The organism is Micromonospora sp. CA-263727 (assembly GCF_050942455.1).
GTDB lineage: Bacteria > Actinomycetota > Actinomycetes > Mycobacteriales > Micromonosporaceae > Micromonospora.
Genome location: NZ_CP192031.1, coordinates 5,581,355 through 5,599,670, shown reverse-complemented (window position 1 = coordinate 5,599,670; position 18,316 = coordinate 5,581,355). Strand labels below are relative to the sequence as shown.

The 18,316-nt window shown below is 70.6% G+C and carries 16 protein-coding genes and 1 tRNA gene; 14 read left to right on the top strand and 3 right to left on the bottom strand.

All coding sequences use genetic code 11. The features are described from left to right. Positions 1-129: 129 nt before the first annotated feature. The 4 genes from ACQPYA_RS24375 (at position 130) to ACQPYA_RS24360 (ending at position 4,020) form a co-directional block, all read left to right on the top strand. A complete protein-coding gene (locus ACQPYA_RS24375) occupies positions 130-1,080 on the top strand; it encodes a hypothetical protein (RefSeq protein ID WP_433529413.1) in 951 nt (316 codons plus the stop codon). Next, positions 1,077-2,771: a M16 family metallopeptidase gene (locus tag ACQPYA_RS24370; protein ID WP_433529412.1), complete on the top strand. Its 1,695-nt coding sequence runs from the start codon at positions 1,077-1,079 to the stop codon at positions 2,769-2,771. The genes ACQPYA_RS24375 and ACQPYA_RS24370 overlap by 4 nt, the downstream gene beginning before the upstream one ends. Before the next feature lie 58 nt (positions 2,772-2,829). Beyond that, positions 2,830-2,906: transfer RNA gene (locus tag ACQPYA_RS24365), tRNA-Ile, on the top strand. Between the two features lie 199 nt (positions 2,907-3,105). Continuing rightward, complete coding sequence (locus ACQPYA_RS24360; RefSeq protein WP_433529411.1) at positions 3,106-4,020, top strand: aldo/keto reductase; 915 nt, start codon at positions 3,106-3,108, stop codon at positions 4,018-4,020. Between the two features lie 82 nt (positions 4,021-4,102). On the opposite strand, the gene ACQPYA_RS24355 is transcribed toward ACQPYA_RS24360, so the two are convergent. After that, on the bottom strand, positions 4,103-4,948 hold the full coding sequence (locus ACQPYA_RS24355; protein ID WP_433529410.1) for a DeoR/GlpR family DNA-binding transcription regulator: 846 nt from the start codon (positions 4,946-4,948) through the stop codon (positions 4,103-4,105). 291 nt (positions 4,949-5,239) lie between these two features. On the opposite strand from ACQPYA_RS24355, the gene ACQPYA_RS24350 reads away from it, so the two are divergent. The 6 genes from ACQPYA_RS24350 to ACQPYA_RS24325 are packed head-to-tail and all read left to right on the top strand — an operon-like array spanning position 5,240 to position 11,433. Further along, positions 5,240-6,523 carry an ABC transporter substrate-binding protein gene (locus ACQPYA_RS24350; RefSeq protein WP_433529409.1) on the top strand — a complete coding sequence of 428 codons (1,284 nt, stop codon included), beginning with the start codon at positions 5,240-5,242 and terminating at the stop codon, positions 6,521-6,523. 55 nt (positions 6,524-6,578) lie between these two features. Further along, positions 6,579-7,514, top strand: a complete 936-nt coding sequence (locus ACQPYA_RS24345; protein ID WP_433529408.1) for a carbohydrate ABC transporter permease — start codon at positions 6,579-6,581, stop codon at positions 7,512-7,514. Positions 7,515-7,519: 5 nt separating this feature from the next. Continuing rightward, complete coding sequence (locus ACQPYA_RS24340) at positions 7,520-8,362, top strand: carbohydrate ABC transporter permease (RefSeq protein ID WP_433529407.1); 843 nt, start codon at positions 7,520-7,522, stop codon at positions 8,360-8,362. 31 nt (positions 8,363-8,393) lie between these two features. Beyond that, positions 8,394-9,257, top strand: coding sequence for a ketose-bisphosphate aldolase (locus ACQPYA_RS24335; protein WP_433529406.1), 864 nt, complete (start codon positions 8,394-8,396; stop codon positions 9,255-9,257). A gap of 1 nt (position 9,258) precedes the next feature. Then, positions 9,259-10,476: an ADP-dependent glucokinase/phosphofructokinase gene (locus ACQPYA_RS24330; RefSeq protein ID WP_433529405.1), complete on the top strand. Its 1,218-nt coding sequence runs from the start codon at positions 9,259-9,261 to the stop codon at positions 10,474-10,476. 6 nt (positions 10,477-10,482) lie between these two features. Further along, positions 10,483-11,433 carry a class I mannose-6-phosphate isomerase gene (locus ACQPYA_RS24325; protein ID WP_433529404.1) on the top strand — a complete coding sequence of 317 codons (951 nt, stop codon included), beginning with the start codon at positions 10,483-10,485 and terminating at the stop codon, positions 11,431-11,433. Between the two features lie 31 nt (positions 11,434-11,464). Here the strand turns inward: ACQPYA_RS24325 and ACQPYA_RS24320 are convergent, their stop codons facing one another. Beyond that, complete coding sequence (locus tag ACQPYA_RS24320; RefSeq protein WP_433529403.1) at positions 11,465-12,358, bottom strand: AraC family transcriptional regulator; 894 nt, start codon at positions 12,356-12,358, stop codon at positions 11,465-11,467. A 180-nt stretch (positions 12,359-12,538) separates the two neighbouring features. Between ACQPYA_RS24320 and ACQPYA_RS24315 the strand changes: the two genes are divergently transcribed. Further along, positions 12,539-15,283, top strand: a complete 2,745-nt coding sequence (locus ACQPYA_RS24315) for an ATP-binding protein (protein ID WP_433529402.1) — start codon at positions 12,539-12,541, stop codon at positions 15,281-15,283. 4 nt (positions 15,284-15,287) lie between these two features. Here the strand turns inward: ACQPYA_RS24315 and ACQPYA_RS24310 are convergent, their stop codons facing one another. Then, entirely contained in the window at positions 15,288-15,860 is a 573-nt protein-coding gene (locus ACQPYA_RS24310; protein WP_433529401.1) for a ferritin-like domain-containing protein, read from the bottom strand. Positions 15,861-16,233: 373 nt separating this feature from the next. Here ACQPYA_RS24310 and ACQPYA_RS24305 point away from each other — a divergent pair, with 373 nt between their 5' ends. The 3 genes from ACQPYA_RS24305 to ACQPYA_RS24295 are packed head-to-tail and all read left to right on the top strand — an operon-like array spanning position 16,234 to position 18,259. Next, complete coding sequence (locus ACQPYA_RS24305) at positions 16,234-16,539, top strand: putative quinol monooxygenase (protein ID WP_433529400.1); 306 nt, start codon at positions 16,234-16,236, stop codon at positions 16,537-16,539. A 38-nt stretch (positions 16,540-16,577) separates the two neighbouring features. After that, positions 16,578-17,579 (top strand): alpha/beta hydrolase, encoded by a 1,002-nt coding sequence (locus ACQPYA_RS24300; protein ID WP_433529399.1) that lies wholly within the window; start codon positions 16,578-16,580, stop codon positions 17,577-17,579. Continuing rightward, on the top strand, positions 17,576-18,259 hold the full coding sequence (locus ACQPYA_RS24295; RefSeq protein WP_433529398.1) for a class I SAM-dependent methyltransferase: 684 nt from the start codon (positions 17,576-17,578) through the stop codon (positions 18,257-18,259). The genes ACQPYA_RS24300 and ACQPYA_RS24295 overlap by 4 nt, the downstream gene beginning before the upstream one ends. The last annotated feature ends 57 nt before the right edge of the window (positions 18,260-18,316 follow it).

The following is an 18,316-nucleotide window of genomic DNA, read 5'->3' as shown; positions in this document are numbered from 1 at the left end:
CATCATGACGCCCACCGGCAAGCCGGTGGGCGTTCGCCGTCGCGCCCCGCTCCAGCCGGCTCCGGCGGCGGCGCGATCAGGGCGAATTCGGGATCCCGACGCCGAAGATGATCACTTATCATCCTCGCCATGCCAGCACCCCTCCCGCCGCCGGAGTTCTCCGCCGCGGCGGCGTACCCCCAGGTCAGTGCCGGCCGCGCGGCGCTGGCCGCCGGCGACTGGCCGGCCCTGCGCGCGCTCCTCGAAGAACAGGACCCGCACGGCCGGACGTTCCTGGTCGACGACGTCGGCGGCACCCCGGACGCCGGGAAGTTCCTGCACGACGTGCACACCGAGCACCCCGAGGACCCACTGGCCGGGACGCTTCTGGGGGCGTACCTGATCGGCGCCGGCTGGCGGATCCGGTCGGCCAAGCGGGCCCAGTACGTCAGCCAGCAGCAGTTCGCCCAGTTCTCCGACCACCTCTGCCGGGCCGAGCAGGTGCTCATCGACGTCACCGCCCGCCACCCCGCCGAGGTGACGGCCTGGGCGCAGCGGATCACCAGCGCCCGCGGGCTGGAGGCCGGGCAGGCCGAGGCGCGCCGCCGCTACGACCGGCTCGCCGCCCACGAACCCCACCACCTGGCGGCACAGACGCAACTGCTACAGCAGCTCTGCCCCAAATGGGGCGGCAGCTGGGAACGGGCCCACGCGTTCGTCCGCGAGTGCGTGGAGGCCGTCCCACCCGGCGCACCCAACGCGGTACTCGTCGTCGAGGCGTACCTGGAACAGGCGCTCCACCACGGCAAGGCATCCGTGGCGGGCGAGTTCCTGCGTGGCCAGCGGGCACGCGCCGAGATCCACGACGCGGCGCGGCGTTCGATCTGGCATCCCGAATTCCGCCACGGCTGGGACTGGGTGTCGGTGCGCAGCACCTTCGCCCTGGCGTTCGCCCTCATGCAGGAGTGGACGCCAGCGGCGCAGCAGTACGCCGCGCTCGGCAACCTCGGCAGCACCTGGATGTACGAACACCTCGGCGACGGGGCGAAGGAGTTCCAGCGGTTCCGCGACAAGGCGTACGCGAAGGGCGGCCGGCCATGATCCAACAGCTGGAGACCGACGGGGTGCCGACGCTGCTCGCCCCCACCGGCGGCCCGATGCGCGCCGGGCTGACCTTCCGGGTCGGCACCGCGGACGAGACCCTCGCCCGCCACGGCATCACCCACCTGCTCGAACACCTCGCCCTGGCCCCGCTCGGCATCGCCGACTACCACTTCAACGGTGCCACCGCGCCGATCTTCACCACCTTCCACATGCACGGCTCCGAGCAGGACATCGCCACCTTCCTCACCGCCGTCTGCGCCAACCTCGCCGACCTGCCCACCGGCCGCCTATCCGTGGAAAAGGACATCCTCCGCACCGAGTGGAGCAGCCAGGGCGGCGCGACCAGCGACGACATCGCACTCTGGCGGTACGGTGCGCGCGACTTCGGACTCAGCAGCTATCCCGAGTGGGGGCTCGACCGGCTCACCGCCGAGGAGCTGCGCGAGTGGGCCGCGCGCTGGTTCACCAGAGAGAACGCGGTGCTCTGGATCGCCGGCGACCGGGTGCCCGAGGGGCTGCGGCTGGCCCTGCCCACCGGCGCCCGGCAGCCCGTACCGGTCGCCTCGTCGGCGTTGCCCACCACCCCGGCGTACTTCGTGGCCGGCGCCCAGGCGGTGGTGCTCGACGCGGTGCTGCGACGCCGGGCCGCGGTGGGCGTCTTCGCCGACGTGCTGGAGCGCGAACTGTTCCGGGCGTTGCGCCAGGAGACCGGCCTCTCCTACACCACCAGCACCGGCTTCGAGCCACGCGGCGACGGCCAGGTCACCCTGCGGGCCGTCGCCGACGCGCTCGCCGAGAAACAGGACGCCGTGCTCGGTGGCTTCGTCGACGTGCTGGCCAAGCTCCGGGTCGGCCGGATCGAGCAGCGCGACCTCGACGCCGCCGTGGCCAAGCGGGTCGAGGCGCTGGCCGCCACCGAGGTCGACGCCGCCCGACTGCCGGGCTACGCGATCAACCTGCTCACCGGCGAACGCAACCGCAGCCTCGACGAGCACCGCGCCGAACTGAAGGCGGTCACCCTCGCCGAGCTGCACGAGGTCGCCCAGGAGGTGTGCGCCTCGGCGCTGCTGATGGTGCCGACCGGCACCCGCGCCGACTGGGCCGGCTTCACCGCGGCCCCCACCGCCTCGGAGACCGTCGCGGCGGGCACCACCCACTACTCCCGGGACGACGACAGCCAGCTGCGCATCGGCCCGGAAGGGGCCAGCTACCTCGGTGACGGAAGCCGGCTCACCGTCTCCTACGCCGAGTGTGCCGTGATGCTCGCCTGGCCGGACGGAGCACGGCAACTGATCGGCCCCGACGCCATCGTGCTGCACATCGAGCCCACCCTGTTCGACCTGCACCCGACGGCGATGCAGGCGATCGACGCCGGAGTGCCGGCCGACCGGCAGGTCACCATGCCGTCCCGCGACCCGGAAACCATCCCCCAACCACGCGCCGTACGCGAGATCCGCGACTACCTCGCCCGACCGAAGCGCCCCTGGTGGGAGGCGCCGCTGATGCTGCTCAGCGGCCTCGCCACCCTGACCGTCGGCGGGTTCACCCTGCTGCTCACCCTCGCCATGTTCGTCGACCCCGAACTCGACGGCGAAATGTGGATGTGGGGCGTGGTCGCGGTCGGCTGGCTGCTCGCTGTTATCCTCGCGTTGCCCATCGTGCTGCTGGCACGAGGGCGACGCCGGTGAGAAGGGCCGTCGATGCTGGCCGGTGATCGACCGGGCGGGATAAGATCCGCCCGGTGCCGGGGCGGTAGCTCAGCCGGTTAGAGCAGGGGACTCATAATCCCTCGGTCGCGGGTTCGAGTCCCGCCCGCCCCACCAGGCAAACGCTGGATCCGCGAGACCGGTGGCTTGAAGTGCTCGACGTGGAGACACCGACCCGGCAGGGGTACGTCAAGAAGCTGAACGGGCACCCGGCAGATCAAGCGGAAATCGGGGACCCTCGGTCTCGACGGGGGATCCCGGAGACCGAGGCGGGGGTGGCGACGGCAGTGGGTGATGCGCGGTGTTGGATGGGATCATGGCAATCATCGACCGCCTGGCTGGTGCTTCCCGGATCGGGTTGGGACTGGCGGCCGTCGGCCGACCCGGCTACATCAATCTCGGGCGCGCCGCGGACCTTCCGGTGGAGCGGACGGTCGAGGCGCTGCGCGCCCGCGCCGGCGAACTTCTCGACCAGGCGTACGCGGCGGGTGTCAGGTATGTCGATGTCGCCCGCTCGTACGGCCGGGCCGAGGAGTTCCTGGCGCAGTGGTTGCGGTCCCGGCCGGACGTCGACGACGTTGTGGTCGGGAGCAAGTGGGGCTACACGTACACGGCCGGCTGGCGGGTAGAGGCCGAGACGCACGAGGTCAAGGAGCACAGCGTCGCCACCTTCGACCGGCAGTACGGCGAGACCCGTGCGCTGCTCGCCGACCGCCTCGATCTCTACCAGATCCATTCGGTCACCCCGGAGAGCCCGGCGCTGCGCGACGCGACCCTGCACCGCCGGCTCGCCGATCTCGCCGAGCAGGGCGTGCTGGTCGGACTCTCCACCAGCGGGCCGGCGCAGGCCGAGGTGATCCGGAGCGCCCTGGGCGTACGGGTCGACGGTCAGCCGGTGTTCCGCAGCGTGCAGGCCACCTGGAATCTGTTGGAGCCCAGCGTCGGTCCGGCGCTCGCCGAGGCGCACGACGCGGGGTGTCTGGTCATCGTGAAGGAGGCGCTCGCCAACGGTCGTCTCGCCGTGCGTGAGGGCGTGGGCGACGCGGTCGCGCTCGCGGCGGCGCTGCATCGACCGTGGGCGGCCATTGTGCTTTCCGGGGCCGCGACCGGCGACCAACTGGCCTCGAACCTGCGGGCGGAGACGCTCGCCGTCGATTCGGCTCGATGGGCGGACCTGGCGGTGCCGCCCACCCGGTACTGGCAGGAGCGATCACAACTGCCCTGGACGTGAGCGGATGCCCTGGATGTGGGTGGGTGCCGTGAACGTGAGCGAACGCCCCCGAAACGCGCAGGGGCGTCGGGACGTGCGCGGACTAGACTGTGCTTCGCGTGTTTCGCGGGCGTGGTGCGGGGGCCGGGGTGATGACCTGTACCTCGTTCGCGGCGAGGGCGTCCCGTAGGTCGGCGGGCGGCGGGGTGTCGGTGATCAGATAGTCGGCGCTGCCCAGCTCGGAAACCTGGGCGAACAGCCGGCGGCCGAACTTGGAGGAGTCGGCGAGGATCGCCACGCGAGCGGCGCGCGAGATCATCTCCTGCATCATGGCGGCTTCGGCGAGGTTGCTCGTCGTGTAGCCGGCGTCCGCGGCGACCGCGCCGACGCCGATCAGCGCCAGGTCGCAGCTGATGTCCAGTTCGGCGCCGCCGTTGGCCCGGAAGCTCACCGGACCGATGGTGGCGAGCGTGAGGGTGCGTACGGCGCCGCCGAAGACGTAGATGTCGCGGATCGCCGTGGGCGGCAGCGCGCCGGGCACCAGCAGGTTGTTCGTGGCCACCGTGAGGTCCCGGTGTTGACCGAGGTTGCGGGCGACCGCCAGCGTGGTGGTCCCGCCGTTGATCATGATGGTCGAGCTGTCCTGGACCAGGGCCGCGGCGAGTACCGCGATCTTCTCCTTCTCCTGTTCCTGGAGGGTGAGTCGCTGGTCGACGGCGCGGTCGGTGCGGAAGACGGTGGAGAGGCTGACGGCGCCGCCGTACGTGCGCACCAGCACCCCGTCGGCGCTGAGCTGGTCGAGATCGCGCCGGACGGTGTCGATGGAGACGCCGAAGCGTTCGGCCAGTTCGCTCACCGTGACCTGGCCGGTGTCGGCGACGTACGCGGCCAGCTGAGCCTTGCGCCCGGCGGGCAGGTGGCGCTGCCGCTCGTCCTTGTCGACGCTCATGCTCCTCCCTTGTCAGTGCGGCAGTATGCCACAACCGCGCGTTGGTCGCTCGCATCGCCGCAGAGAAAAGCATCGAGCGGTGCCGGTGGGCAACGCTCCGCAGTGAACCGTCCTGCACCGTATACCAGGGCAAGAGGTGCAAACCGTACGCCTGGGCCCGTGCCCGACGCAAGACTCTGCCGTACTCCGCGTTTTTCTGCCGTTCTACTCTTGTCCTTGCCCGTAACACGTTGCTAACGTGACGCCAACCTCGCAGAGAATAGAAAGATTTGTATGTAGAAGGAGCTCGCCATGATGTTTCGCGCTACCCGGATGAGGCGACTGGTGGGGACGGTGACAGCGGCGGCGATGGTCGCGTCCCTGGTCGCATGCGGCTCGGACGACGCCGCCTCGGACGGCACCGTGACGCTGGAGTTCGCCCAGTGGTGGGGGGCCGAGTTGCCGGCCGGGGAGTTCGACAAGATCATCAGTGACTTTACGGCGGAGAACCCGGACATCAAGGTCAAGCTGCTGAGCGCGCCGTACGCCTCGACCAAGCAGCAACTGCTTACCGGCGCGGCCTCGAAGACGCTGCCCGACGTGGTGGGCCTCGACGGCGCCTGGGTCAACGACTTCGCCAAGCAGGGCGCGATCACCGACCTGTCCAAGCTGATGACCGACGCGAGCTACGACGCCAGTCAGCTCGCCAGCCAGGTGCAGGTCGACGGCAAGACGTACATGATCCCGGTGGTCAACTTCGTCTACCCGCTCTTCGTCAACAAGGACCTGCTCGCCAAGGCCGGCGTCGAGAAGGTGCCCGCCACCCGCAGCGAGTTCCTCGACGCGGCCAAGAAGATCAGCGCGAGCGGCGGCGACGTCAAGGGCTGGGCGCTCCCGCTCGACACCGCCGTGCCCAACGGCGTCCAGAACGACGTCATGTCCTGGCTCTGGGCCTCCGGCGGCAGCATGCTGACCGACGACGGTAAGCCGAACCTGACCAGCGCGCCGGTCAAGAGCACGATCGAGTACGTCAAGAGCCTGAACGATGCCGGCGTCATCGCGCCCGGCTCGCTCACCATGAAGGAGCAGGACAAGGTCGAGAAGTTCAGCAACGGCCAGGTCGGGATGATGATCGACTCGCTCGCCCACATCAACCTGATCAAGGAGAACAAGCCGGACCTGAACTTCGAGGTGGCGGCCCTGCCGGCCGAGGACGGCTACACCGGCGAGCGGGGCATCCCCTACGCGTCGTGGGGCATCGGCATCTCCGACTCCACCAAGCACAAGGCCGAGGCGTTCAAGTTCGTCTCGTACCTGATGAGCCAGGAGACGAACGCGAAGCTGAGCACGATCGCGAACGGTTTCCCCGGCAACAAGAACGCGGAGCCCGACTTCGGCAGCAGCGACCCGCTGTTCAAGACCGCCTTCGACATCTACCAGCAGGGCTACCCGGCCAACGAGTTCGTCGGCCTGCCCAAGTCCGAGGACCTGATGCGCAGCTTCGCCGAGCAGCTGCAACTCGTGTTGACCGGCAAGTCGAGCGTCGACGACGCCCTCGCCAAGTCGCAGGAGAACTGGTCCTCGGTAATCGGTTAGCCCGCCCGGGCGCCGCGCCGGCCCAGCGGCGCGGCGCCCGACCAAGGAGACAGTCATGACTTTGACGGCACCGGAGACCCCGACGCGGGCCGCGCCGGCCGCCACCGGGCGGTCCCGCTCCACCCTGGCCCGGCGCCTGGTCCCGTACGGCTATCTGTCCCCGACGGTGCTGCTGATCCTGGTCCTGATGGTGATCCCCATCGTCATGGTGATCGGCTACTCGTTCCGGGACAACGTGATCGTCCAGGAGAACTCGGTCTTCGCCGGGTTCACCAACTACACCAAGGTGCTCACCGACCCGGACTTCCTGGCCGCGCTGAAGAACACCGCCGTCTTCATCTCGGTCAGCACCGTGGCCCACCTGGTCCTCGGCCTGGCCTTCGCGATGATGCTCAACACCCCGCTGCTGAGCGGGTTCACCAAGGCCATCTTCCGGATCGTCTACATCCTGCCCTGGCTGTTCACGATCGCGGTGATCGCCGTCATCTGGCGGCTGCTGCTCGACCCGTCCGGCGTGGTCAACTACATGTTGCAGAGTCTCGGCCTCATCCAGGAGGGCGTGAACTGGTTCGGCGACCCGACCAGGGCGCTCTGGGCGGTCACCTTCGTCAACATCTGGTCCGGCTATCCGTTCTTCATGATCAGCCTGCTGGCCGGGTTGCAGGGCATCTCCGCCGATCTGTACGAGGCCGCCGCCGTGGACGGCACGAACTGGTTCCAGCGGTTCCGACACGTGACACTGCCCCAGCTCCGGCCGGTGATCATCAGCATGGCGGTGCTCGACCTGATCTGGACCTCGCACCAGTTCGCGCTGATCTGGATGACGACCGGCGGCGGGCCGCTGAACTCCACCGAGATGCTCAGCACCTTCACCTACAAACTGGCCTTCAGCGAGTACGAGTTCGCGACCGCGTCCGCCGCCGCCGTGATCGTCCTGCTGCTCACGATGGTGCTGGCGGTCTTCTACGTGCGCTCGCAAAGGGAGCGGTGAGGCAGATGGCCACCGTCAAGACTCGGCGCACCCTCGCCAAGGCCGGCGTCATCACCGGGCTGCTCGTCGGCGGGCTCTTCGCCGGCCTGCCGGTCCTCTGGCTGGTCTCCACCTCGTTCAAGGGCAACGGCGAGGTCTTCCAGAGCCCACCGCGGCTCGTCACCGAGGGCTTCTCGCTCGACGCCTACCGCGAGATCCTGGGCAACGGCGTCCAGCTGCGGTTCTTCCTCAACAGCTACCTGGTCGCCTTCGCGGTGACCATCCTGACGCTCCTGGTGGCCGTCCTCGCCGGGTACGCCTTCAGCCGTTTCACGTTCCCCTTCCAGAAGACCATCAACGCCGTGATCGTCAGCGTCCAGGCGGTGCCGCCGATCACGCTCGTCATTCCGTACTTCGGGCTCATCGTCGCGCTCGGCCTGTACAACACCTATGCCGGCCTGATCCTCACGCACATGGTGTTCACCCTCCCGTACGCGATCATCATGATCACCGCGTACCTCAACACGCTGCCCCGGGAGCTGGACGAGTCCGTCAAGGTCGACGGGGGCAGCGGCTGGACCGCGCTGTGGCGGATCCTGGTGCCGATCTCGGTGCCCGGCCTGATCGCGGTCGGCGTCTACACGTTCATGATCTCGTGGAACGAGTACCTGTTCGCGCTGACGCTGACCCGCACCGACGACATGCGCACCGTGCCCATCGGCATCCAACTGCTCATGGGCCAGCACTCGTACGAGTGGAACCAGATGATGGCGATGAGCGTCCTCGGGTCCATTCCCGTCCTCGTCCTTTTCCTCTTCTTCCAGCGGCGGTTCATCGGCGGGCTCACCGCCGGCGCTGTGAAGACCTGACCCCGACCGGCAACAAAGGAGACATTCGGAAATGCTGACGACCGGCAAGGCGATCCTCGACGTCGCCAACGCGCACAGCTTCGCCGTGCCCGCCTTCAACATCAGCGACTGGGCGATGTTCCGGGGCATCGTGGAGATCAGCGAGGAGACGAACGCCCCCCTGATCGTCGCGATCCACCCGGACGAGGTCCGGCACATCGGGCGCGAGATGATCACGGGCATCATCGAGCGGTCGCACCACTCGACCGTCCCGATCGCGATCCACTGGGATCACGGGGCCACCTACGAGCAGATCCTCCAGGCGGTCCAGTTCGGCTTCACCTCCGTGATGATCGACGGCTCGCTGGAGCCGTTCGAGGAGAACGTCGCGATCACCAGGAGGGTCACCGACTCCGCGCATGTCCTCGGCGTCTCGGTGGAGGGCGAACTCGGCACGATCGGCGGGAACGACAGCTACGCCGAGGCGGGCGCCGCCGAGATCATCTACACCGACCCCGACGACGCGGTCGCCTTCGTCGAGCGGACCGGCGTGGACAGCCTCGCCGTGGCGATCGGCACATTCCACGGCATGTACCCGGCGCACCTCAAGCCGGAGCTGAAGCTCGACCTGCTCAAGGAGATCAAGAGCCGGGTGCAGATTCCGCTGGTGCTGCACGGCGGCTCCGGCAACCCGGACGACGAGATCCGCGAGGCCGCGCGGATCGGCATCAACAAGATCAATATCTCCACCGACATCAAGCTCGCCTACCACGCCAAGATGCGCGAGGTGCTGGGCAACGACCCGAAGGTGCGCGAGCCCAACGCCATCCAGCCCGCCTGCATCGAGGCCATGAAGGTCGTCGCCGCCCAGAAGATCGAGCTGTTCGGCGCCACCGGCAAGGCATCGCTCTACTGACATGGCGGACGCGTCCCGTGTCCTCCTCGGCCTCGGCGGTTGCGTCGACTACGAGGTGAAGCTGACCGCCGACGTGATGGCACAGCTGGTCGCCGACTACGGCATCGTCGCCGCGGAACTGACCTCGCCGGCTGAGGTGGCCAGCGAGCGGGACCTCGTGGTGTCGATCCTCGGCTACCTCGCCCGGGGCGGGGGCGGCGAGCACTTCGTCGCCTCGGCCCCGGCGCTGGAGACCTTCGCCGGCCGGTTCCCGCGCCGGGTGGCCCTGGGCGGCACGTCGGTGCGGGCCGGGATCCTGATGAGCCGGCTGGGCGTGCCGTCGACGCTGCACCTGGTCACCGTCAACGACACCGTGCGCCGGCTGCTGCCGCCGGACGGCGACTACCTCGCCAGCGGCACCGAGGACACGTGTTATCCCCACCTGATCGTCCAGTACGACCAGGGCCTGCGGATCCGCACCGGCGACCTCGACATCACCGCGCCGTACCCGAACCGGCTCATCTACGTCAACGACCCGGCCAACGGGGCCATGCTGCTCAGCGGCGACCTCGGCGACCGGCTCCGCGCGGCGGAGGTGTTCCTGATCTCCGGGTTCAACGCCATGCGCTCGGCGGCCCAGCTCGACCAGCGGCTCGCCGAACTACGCGCCCACATGCGGCAGCTGCCGCCCGGGGCGGTGACCTACTTCGAGGACGCGGCCTACCACGAGCCCGCGTTCAGCCGCCGGGTCCGGGATGCGCTGCTCGACGCGATCGATGTGTACGGGCTGAACGAGGACGAGCTCCAGTCGTACCTCGGGCACCCGGTCGACCTGCTCTCGGCGGTGGAGGTCGCGGACGCGCTCACCGCGGTGCACGCGCTCATCCCCGTACCGACGCTGGTCCTGCACTCGAAGTACTGGGCCATCGCGCTCGGCGCACGAGCCTCCGAGTACGCCGACGCCCTCGACACCGGCACCGTGCTGGCCGCCACCCGCTACTGCCACGGCGACGACTTCACCGACTCCGACGCCGATCGCCTGCGCCGGCAACCGCGGCGGCCCGAGTCGGTGGCCTTCGCCGCCGCACTTCGGCAGCGGATGGGCCGCGAGGTCCACTGTGTCCCCGGGTTCGCGCTCGATGTCAGGAACCCCACTACGGTCGGGCTGGGCGACACCTTCGTCGGCGGCTTCCTCGCCGCGCTCGCCCGCAAGCGTTCCTCCACCCCTCGATTGGACTGACGGCCGATGACCGTTGAAGTGCTGCCCGCCAACCAGCCGGAGACGTTCTACTCGGGCGCCGGCCGGATAGCCGGATTCCGCACCGTCCCCGCGCTGCCCGACCGCCCCGAGGACTGGGTGGGCTCGGTGACCACCCGGTTCGGGCTGGGCCCGTCCGGGCTCTCCACGCTCTCCGACGGGCGCGTGCTCGCGGAGGCAATCGCCGCCGACCCGCGCTGGTGGCTCGGCCCGGAGCGCACCGACACCGGCGTGCTCGTGAAGCTGCTCGACGCCGGCCAGCGACTGCCGTTGCACGTACACCCGGACCGCCGCTTCGCAAACGCCCACCTGGCGTCGCCGTACGGAAAGACCGAAGCCTGGGTGATCGTCTCGGCACGCCCCGGCGCGTACGTCCACCTCGGCTTCGCCCGGGACGTGCCCGCCGACGAACTGGCCGGCTGGGTGGCCGGGCAGCAGGCCGAGCAGATGCTCGACGCCACCAACCGGATCCCGGTGTCGGCCGGCGACGCGATCCTCTGCCCCGCCGGCCTGCCCCACGCGATCGGCGACGGCATCCTGCTGGTCGAGGTCCAGGAGCCGACCGACTTCTCGGTGCTGCTGGAATACGAGAGCTTCGGCCTCGCCGACGGCCACCTGGGCCTCGGCTACGACCTGGCCCTACAGTGCGTCGACCGCGGCCGGTGGACACCGGAGCGTCTCGACCGGCTGCGCGGTGGGCCCCGGCTGCTGCCCGAGGCCGCCGACGAGTTCTTCGCCGCCCGCCGCCTGCGCGGCGGCGACCGCCTGGAACAGGGGTTCAGCGTCCTGGTCGTGGTGGCCGGCGCGGGCCGGCTCACCGGCGAGCAGGACGACCTGTCGCTGCGGCGGGGGGACACGCTCCTGGTCCCGTACGCCGCCGGTCCGCTCCGGGTGGAGGGCCAGACCGAGGTGATCCGCCTGGCGGCTCCCGGCTCCTGACGGATCCGTGCCGATCAGCCCTGGGCTGTGGTCAGGTCGAGGCCGGGGCGGCCCCGCGCAGCCGCGTGGCGTCCTGGCTCGGCGGGACACCGAACTGTCGACGGTACTCGCGGCTGAACTGCGAAAGGCTGCCGTAGCCGACCCGGCGGCTGACGGCGGCGATGTCGTTGGCGTCGGCGGCGAGCTGGAGTCGGGCGTGCTGGAGCCGGATCTGCTTCTGGAACTGGATCGGGCTCATCGCCGTGACGGCTTGGAAGTTGCGGTGGAAGGCCGAAACGCTCATGCCCGCCTGTTGTGCCACCTCCTCGACGAGGAAACGCTGCATGTAGTTGTCGTGGATCCACCGCACGGCGCGGGCGATGTGGCTGAGGCTGCTCTCGGGCCGGCCGAGTTGGCGGAGCATCGCGCCCTGGTCGCCGGTGACCAACCGCCAGAGGATCTCGCGTTTGACCAGCGGCGCGAGCACCGGGATGTCGCGGGGCTGGTCGAGCAGGCGGACGAGCCGGATGACGGCGTCGAGGAGCTCGGCGGAGGCGGTGCTGACGGCGAGTCCGGCCGGTGCGTCGTTGTCGACCTCCGGCAGGTCGCCCGGGGCCGTCCGGAGCAGCAGGTCGACGACCGCGGTCGGGTCGATGTTCAGACCGACGCCGAGCCCCGGAAGGTCCGGGCTGGCCACGGTGAAATGGCTGCTCACGGGAAGATCGACAGAGGAGATGAGGTACTGCCCGGCCTGGTAGTGGTGGACGCGGTCACCCAGCGCCACCCGTTTGGCGCCCTGGGCCACCACGGCGAGCACCCGGCCGAAGAGGGCCGGCTTGGGCGGGTAGGGCCGGTCGGCCTTGAAGATCAGAACGTCGTCGATCCCGGTCTTCAGGTCGGGCCGGGCATGGCGGGCCAGCAGGCGGCGGAGTTCGTCGAGTGCCATACCTGAAAGTAGACCGCCGCAGCGGCAGCGGGCCAGCACTGGGCGGGCCGACCGGGCCAAGGCCACTCACTGGTGCAATCAAGCAGGATCAAGCGAGACGTCGCCACTTTTGGGCAAGCCGTCACCGGTGATCGGCTGATTTCATGTTTTCAGGTGTCCGGCCATGCCTGAGGAGTAGAGGTGACCGAGCTCTTTGGCCGCGATGCCGAGCTGGAGCAGCTCTCCGATTTCCTGATCAACACGCGGAACCACGGCGATGCGCGGCTGATCTGGGGTGAGCCCGGCGTCGGCAAGTCCGCCCTGATCACCGCCGCGGGGGAGCTGGCACTCGCGGCACAGATGCGACTGTTACGGGCGTCCGGGTCCGAGTTTGAGGCCGATGTCAGTTACTCATGCCTCAACCAGCTGCTCCTGCCGGTCCACGCCGACCTTGACCGTATTCCCCCGGGCCCACGGGAGGCCCTGGCGGTGGCGCTCGGCTTCGGTGCCGGCCCGCCGCCGGACGCGCTACTGGTCTGCAACGCCGCTCTGCTGCTGGTCAGGGCGGTCGCCGACGATGCGCCGGTGGTCCTGCTCGTGGACGACATCCAGTGGGTCGACCGGGCAAGCGCCGTCGTGCTCAGCTTCATCGCCCGTCGCCTGGACGGCTGCCGGGCCGGCCTGCTGGCGTCGGCCCGGACGGGGACGGCGAGCCTGCTCGACCCCCGGGGACTGGCCGAGATCGTCGTCCCGCCGCTCGACGACGAGGCGGCCGGGCACCTGGTCGACGCTGCCTTTCCGCAGCTGACCGCCCGGATCCGGCAGCGGCTGCTGGACCTCGCCCAGGGCAATCCGCTGGCCCTGATGGAGCTGCCGTCGACGCTGGTGGGCGCCGTCCACCGGACGGCGGCGCGACCGGAAGTGGTGCCGCTCAGCGACCGCCTACAGGCGATGTTCGCCGCCCGCATCGCCGAGTTGCCCGAGCCGACCCGCCAACTGCTGCTGCTGGCGACGTTCGAGGGCACCGGCGACATCCGGGTGCTCCGCGCCCTCCCCGACGACCAGCCGGGACTCGCCGATCTCGCCCCGGCCGAGCGGGCGCAGCTCGTGCGGGTGGACGACGCCACCGCCCGGATCGCGTTCCGGCATCCGCTGATCCGATCGGCGATCGTGGCGATGTCCGCCCACGAGGAACGCCGCCGCGCGCACGTCGCCCTCGCCGGCGCACTCCACGGGGACCAGGAACGCCGTGCCTGGCATCTGGCGGCCGCCGCCGTGGGACCCGACGAGGCGGTGGCGGAGCTGCTTGAGAACGCGGCGCACCGGGTCATGCTCCGGGGGGACGCGTTCGCCGCCGTCGCGGCGTTGATCCGGGCCGCCGAGCTGAGCGTGACAAGTGCCGCCCGGGGCCGGCGCCTCGCCGAGGCCGCGTACATCGGCGCCGAGGCCAGCGGCGCCGTCGACGACGCGAGGACGTTGCTGACCGATGCGCGCCGGGCCGCTCCGGACGGTGCCGGTTCCCTGCACGCGGCCAACGCGGCGGCATTCCTGATGCTCAACGGCGACGGTGACGTGAACACCGCACACCGTCTCCTCATGGGCGCCATCGAGACCGGCGATCACGGCTACCTGGCCGATGATCCGGCGTTGATCGAGGCCATGCACACGTTGCTGCTGCTGTCCTGGTACGGCAGCAGCCCCGAGTACTGGGTGCCCTTCTACCAGGCCCTGGGCCGGCTGAAACCGCAGCCGCCCGACGTGCTCGCCCTAGCGAGTAGGACCTTTCCCGACCCGGTACGCACCGGGGCGTCGGCGCTGCCGCGGATCGCGGCGATCCTCGAATCGCTGCCCGCCGAAGCCGATCCCACCCGGATCATGCGGATCGGCACCGCCTCGGTCTACCTGGACCGCCTGAGCGACTGCCGGGAGTCCTCCTGGCGGCTCGTGGAGCACGGACGGGAGGGCGGACCACCACGACGGCATCTCGGCGCCCTGATGCACCTCTGCCTGGACGACTACCTCGTCGGACGCTGGGACGAAGCCGAAGAACTCGCGCTGGAGGGGCAGCGGGTCTGCGACGCGAGCGGCTTCTCCTTCTTCGCGTGGTACTTCCGGTACAACCGGGCGATCATCGCCGCCGGCCGGGGTCGCTTCGACGAGGCGTACGCCCTCGCCGACGAGATGAGCCACTGGGCGCTTCCCCGCGGTGTGTCGGCCGCCGCGTTGTTTGCCCATCATCCGCGCACCCTGGCCGCCCTCGGGCAGGGTGACTGGGATGCCGCCTTCCGCCATGCCGCCGCGATGAGCCCGCCCGGCGTGCTCGCCTCCCACGTGCCGCACTGCACCTGGGTGATGTTCGACCTGGTCGAGGCCGCGGTCCGGACCGGGCGGACGGTCGAGGCCAGGGCGCACGTCGAGGCGATGCGGTCCGCCGACATCGGCGCGCTGTCGCCCCGGATGGCGCTCATCCTGGCGGGGGCGGAGGTCCTTGTCCTGGACGACGACGTGGTACCGGCGCGGCTGGAGGAACTGCTGGCCGGTCCCGCGGCGGAGCGGTGGCTGTTCGAGGCGTCCCGGATCCGGCTCGCCCTCGGCGAGAGACTGCGCCGAAGCAGGTCGGCGTCGGCCGCCCGCCGGCATCTGCTGGCGGCCCGCGACGGGTTCGCGGCGATGGCCGCCGCGCCGTGGCTCGACCGCACCCACGCCGAACTGCGCGCAACCAAGTATCGGCTCGCCAACGTGCCGTCGGGTGGTCCGGCCGCCCTGACCGCGCAGGAGTTCCAGATCGCTCAACTGGCGGCCGGCGGGTTGACCAACAAGCAGATCGCCGAGCGCCTGTACCTGTCGCACCGCACCGTGGGTGCACACCTGTACCGGATTTTTCCCAAGCTCGGCGTCGCCTCGCGAGCAGGACTCAGGGATGCGCTGTCGACGGATCCCCGGTAGCCACCTACGGCCGGGCCGCGGTGCAGGGCGGCGCGCTCAGGTCGGCGGCCTGCGCCTCCTTCTCTTGGAGCAGCCGTTCCAGCAGCCGCCGGGTGGTGGGATCGTCGTCGCCGACCCAGCGCACCGCCTCCTGCAACGTCTGCACGAAAATTCGCGCCCCGACCAGGTCCTGGTTCACGATGCCGGCGAGGTCGCCGTCGGGGAACGTCCGGAATGCCACCCGCGAGCGGTTGGCCAGGTGCTGCGGATCGTGGTCGGCGGAGAACCCGAGCTGCCCGATGCGCGCCGCGAGCAGCCGCGCACCCGCGCGGTCACGGTCGGCGCAGGTGCGCAGGAACTCCGCGACCGCCCGATCCGACGGCGCGCGGACGAGCAGCGCGTGCTGCTCGTGTTGCAGCGACGACACGACCAGGCTGGCCAGCAAGACGTTGAGCAGCTTCGCCACCGCAGCCAGTTCGGCGCGGTTCGACGGCGTCACCGGTCCGTCGTCCAGGTCGAACAGTGCCCGATCACGAACCTCGCGGATGCGTACTGCAGGTGGCGGTCCGGCGTCTCCCCGCCCAGCAGGCCTCGTCATGCCTTCGATGGTCGACCGCCGGCCACCGCCGTACATCTGTCAAACGACCTAACGGCCCCCACCCCCACCCCCACCCCCACCCCCACCCCCACCCCCACCCCCACCCCCACCCCCACCCCCACCCCCACCCCCACCCCCACCCCCACCCCCACCCCCACCCCCGCGCCCGCCGGCCCCGCGACCGGACCGGCCCGCCCCGGCCCGCGGCCGGGGCCGGAGCGCGGGCCCGCTAGGTCGCCGGTCGCGGCGGCCCGCGAAGTCGCAGACAGATGACTGATGAGCGGGGCCGGGCCGCGCCGGAGAGTGGAACGCACCGCAACCGCGCCGGCCGCCGGGAACAGGCGACCGGACAAGGACCGAGGAGACGTACGCCATGACTGTCAACCACGGATTCCACGCCGTCATGACCGCCCAGCCGGGCCGCGGTGACGAGCTGGTCGCCCTGCTGCTCGACGCGCCGTCCCTGCCGCACGAGGACTGCGTCGTCTTCCTGGTCAGCCGCTCCGCGGCCAACCCGGACGTGGTCTCCGTCGCCGAGGGCTGGACCAGCCAGGAGGCGCACGCCGGGTTCTTCGCCGCTGAGGGGGCGCAGGCGTTCGTGGCGAAGCTCCAGCCGCTGCTGGCCGGCGAGTCGCAGTACACCGACGCGGTGCCCGTCGGCGGCAAGCCCACGTTCTGAACATCCACCGAACCCACTGACACCCCGGGGAGCCGACCATGACCCTGACTCGACCCGACATCGATCCCGAGCTGCGTGCGCTGCTCGCCGATATGCCCCTGTCATCCCAGCTCAGCCCGGAACTGCTCGCGCAGTTCCGGCAGATCCCCTCGACGCCGGTCGACGCGCTCCTGGCGGGTCGTGCCGTCGAGCGGCGCGAGGTCACGGTCACCCGCCCGGACGGCGCCCAGCTCCCATTGTCGATCTTCAGCCCGCAGGGGGTGGACTCCTCCGCCACCGCGCCGTGCGTCTACTGGCTCCACGGTGGCGGCATGATCATGGGAGACCGCTTCTCCCAGCTCGACATCCCACTCGAATGGCTCGACCGCCTCGGCGCGGTCGTGGTCACGGTGGATTACCGGCTGGCACCGGAGGCCACCGGCACGACCCTGGTCGAGGACTGCTACCACGGCCTGCTCTGGACCGCGGAGCACGCCGCCGAGTTGGGCATCGACCACGCCCGCCTGATCGTCGCCGGGATCAGCGCCGGTGGTGGCCTCGCCGCCGGCACCACGCTGATGGCCCGCGACCGCGGCGCCCCGGCGATCGCCGCCCAGTTGCTCATCAGCCCGATGCTCGACCACCGTAACTTCACCACGTCGAGCCGGCAGTACTCCGGGGATCCGGGAGTGTGGACCCGGGAGATGAACGAGTTCGGCTGGCGCTCGGTGCTCGGCGACCTTCCGGACGCCGAGGTGCCCTGCTACGTCTCGCCCGGCACGGCCGAGGATCTCTCCGGCCTGCCTACCACCTACATCGACGCGGGCACGGCGGAGGTCTTCCGTGACGAGGACGTCGCCTACGCCACCCGCATCTGGGCCGCTGGCGGCCAGGCCGAACTGCACGTCTGGGCCGGCGGCTGCCACGGCTTCGACGCCCTCTTCCCCCGTACCCGCGTCTCCGCGGCGGCCCGCCGCACCCGCCACAAGTGGCTCACCCGCGTCTTGGCCTCGCTCGACGCCAGCGAGCGCCGCGCCGTCGGAACGAGCACCGCGCCATGACCGCCCTCGCCGTCGCCCAACCGAACCCGGCCGCTCCGCCGTCGACAGCACCGCGCAGCGACGAACGGGCCGCGTTTCTGCGCGAGTTTCTCCGCGACCCGTTCACCGTCGCCGCCGTCGCACCCAGCGGCCGGCCGCTCTCCGAGGCGGTCACCGCGACCGTGCCCCGCACCGGCGAGCCGCTGGTCGTGGAACTCGGCCCCGGCACCGGCGCGTTCACGGCGGCGATCCAGCGGCGCCTCGCCGGCCGTGGGCGGCACCTGGCCATCGAGATCAACGCCCGGTTCGCCGAACGCCTGGCAGCGGGCTACCCCGGCGTCGACGTCACCGTCGCCGACGCCCGTGACCTTCGGGACATCCTGCGGCAACACGGCCACGAGCGCGCCGACGCGATCGTGAGCGGGCTGCCCTGGGCCGCGTTCACGCCCGGCCGCCAGGACGACCTGCTCGACGCGGTGACCGACGGCCTCGCCCCGCACGGCGCGTTCACCACCTTTGCGTACACCCACACGCGGTGGGCGCCGCCGGCCCGCCGGCTCCGGCGTCTGCTCCGCTCGCGGTTCGAAGAGGTCGTGCCGAGCCGGACCGTGTGGGCGAACGTGCCACCGGCATTCGTCTACTACTGCCGCCAACCCCGTACGTCCCTGCCGCCCGCCACCGATGGGCCGCCGTCCAGTTAGCGCGCCATCCAGTTGGGGCGCGGGGCCGAGCGCCGGTCCCGCGCCGGTGTCCCCACG

Bases quoted from the DNA above. Each gene is read 5' to 3' on its own strand.
- ACQPYA_RS24375 (WP_433529413.1), top strand. From the start codon at position 130: ATGCCAGCACCCCTCCCGCCGCCGGAGTTCTCCGCCGCGGCGGCGTAC.
- ACQPYA_RS24370 (WP_433529412.1), top strand. From the start codon at position 1,077: ATGATCCAACAGCTGGAGACCGACGGGGTGCCGACGCTGCTCGCCCCC.
- ACQPYA_RS24360 (WP_433529411.1), top strand. From the start codon at position 3,106: ATGGCAATCATCGACCGCCTGGCTGGTGCTTCCCGGATCGGGTTGGGA.
- ACQPYA_RS24355 (WP_433529410.1), bottom strand. From the start codon at position 4,948: ATGAGCGTCGACAAGGACGAGCGGCAGCGCCACCTGCCCGCCGGGCGC.
- ACQPYA_RS24350 (WP_433529409.1), top strand. From the start codon at position 5,240: ATGATGTTTCGCGCTACCCGGATGAGGCGACTGGTGGGGACGGTGACA.
- ACQPYA_RS24345 (WP_433529408.1), top strand. From the start codon at position 6,579: ATGACTTTGACGGCACCGGAGACCCCGACGCGGGCCGCGCCGGCCGCC.
- ACQPYA_RS24340 (WP_433529407.1), top strand. From the start codon at position 7,520: ATGGCCACCGTCAAGACTCGGCGCACCCTCGCCAAGGCCGGCGTCATC.
- ACQPYA_RS24335 (WP_433529406.1), top strand. From the start codon at position 8,394: ATGCTGACGACCGGCAAGGCGATCCTCGACGTCGCCAACGCGCACAGC.
- ACQPYA_RS24330 (WP_433529405.1), top strand. From the start codon at position 9,259: ATGGCGGACGCGTCCCGTGTCCTCCTCGGCCTCGGCGGTTGCGTCGAC.
- ACQPYA_RS24325 (WP_433529404.1), top strand. From the start codon at position 10,483: ATGACCGTTGAAGTGCTGCCCGCCAACCAGCCGGAGACGTTCTACTCG.
- ACQPYA_RS24320 (WP_433529403.1), bottom strand. From the start codon at position 12,358: ATGGCACTCGACGAACTCCGCCGCCTGCTGGCCCGCCATGCCCGGCCC.
- ACQPYA_RS24310 (WP_433529401.1), bottom strand. From the start codon at position 15,860: ATGACGAGGCCTGCTGGGCGGGGAGACGCCGGACCGCCACCTGCAGTA.
- ACQPYA_RS24305 (WP_433529400.1), top strand. From the start codon at position 16,234: ATGACTGTCAACCACGGATTCCACGCCGTCATGACCGCCCAGCCGGGC.
- ACQPYA_RS24300 (WP_433529399.1), top strand. From the start codon at position 16,578: ATGACCCTGACTCGACCCGACATCGATCCCGAGCTGCGTGCGCTGCTC.
- ACQPYA_RS24295 (WP_433529398.1), top strand. From the start codon at position 17,576: ATGACCGCCCTCGCCGTCGCCCAACCGAACCCGGCCGCTCCGCCGTCG.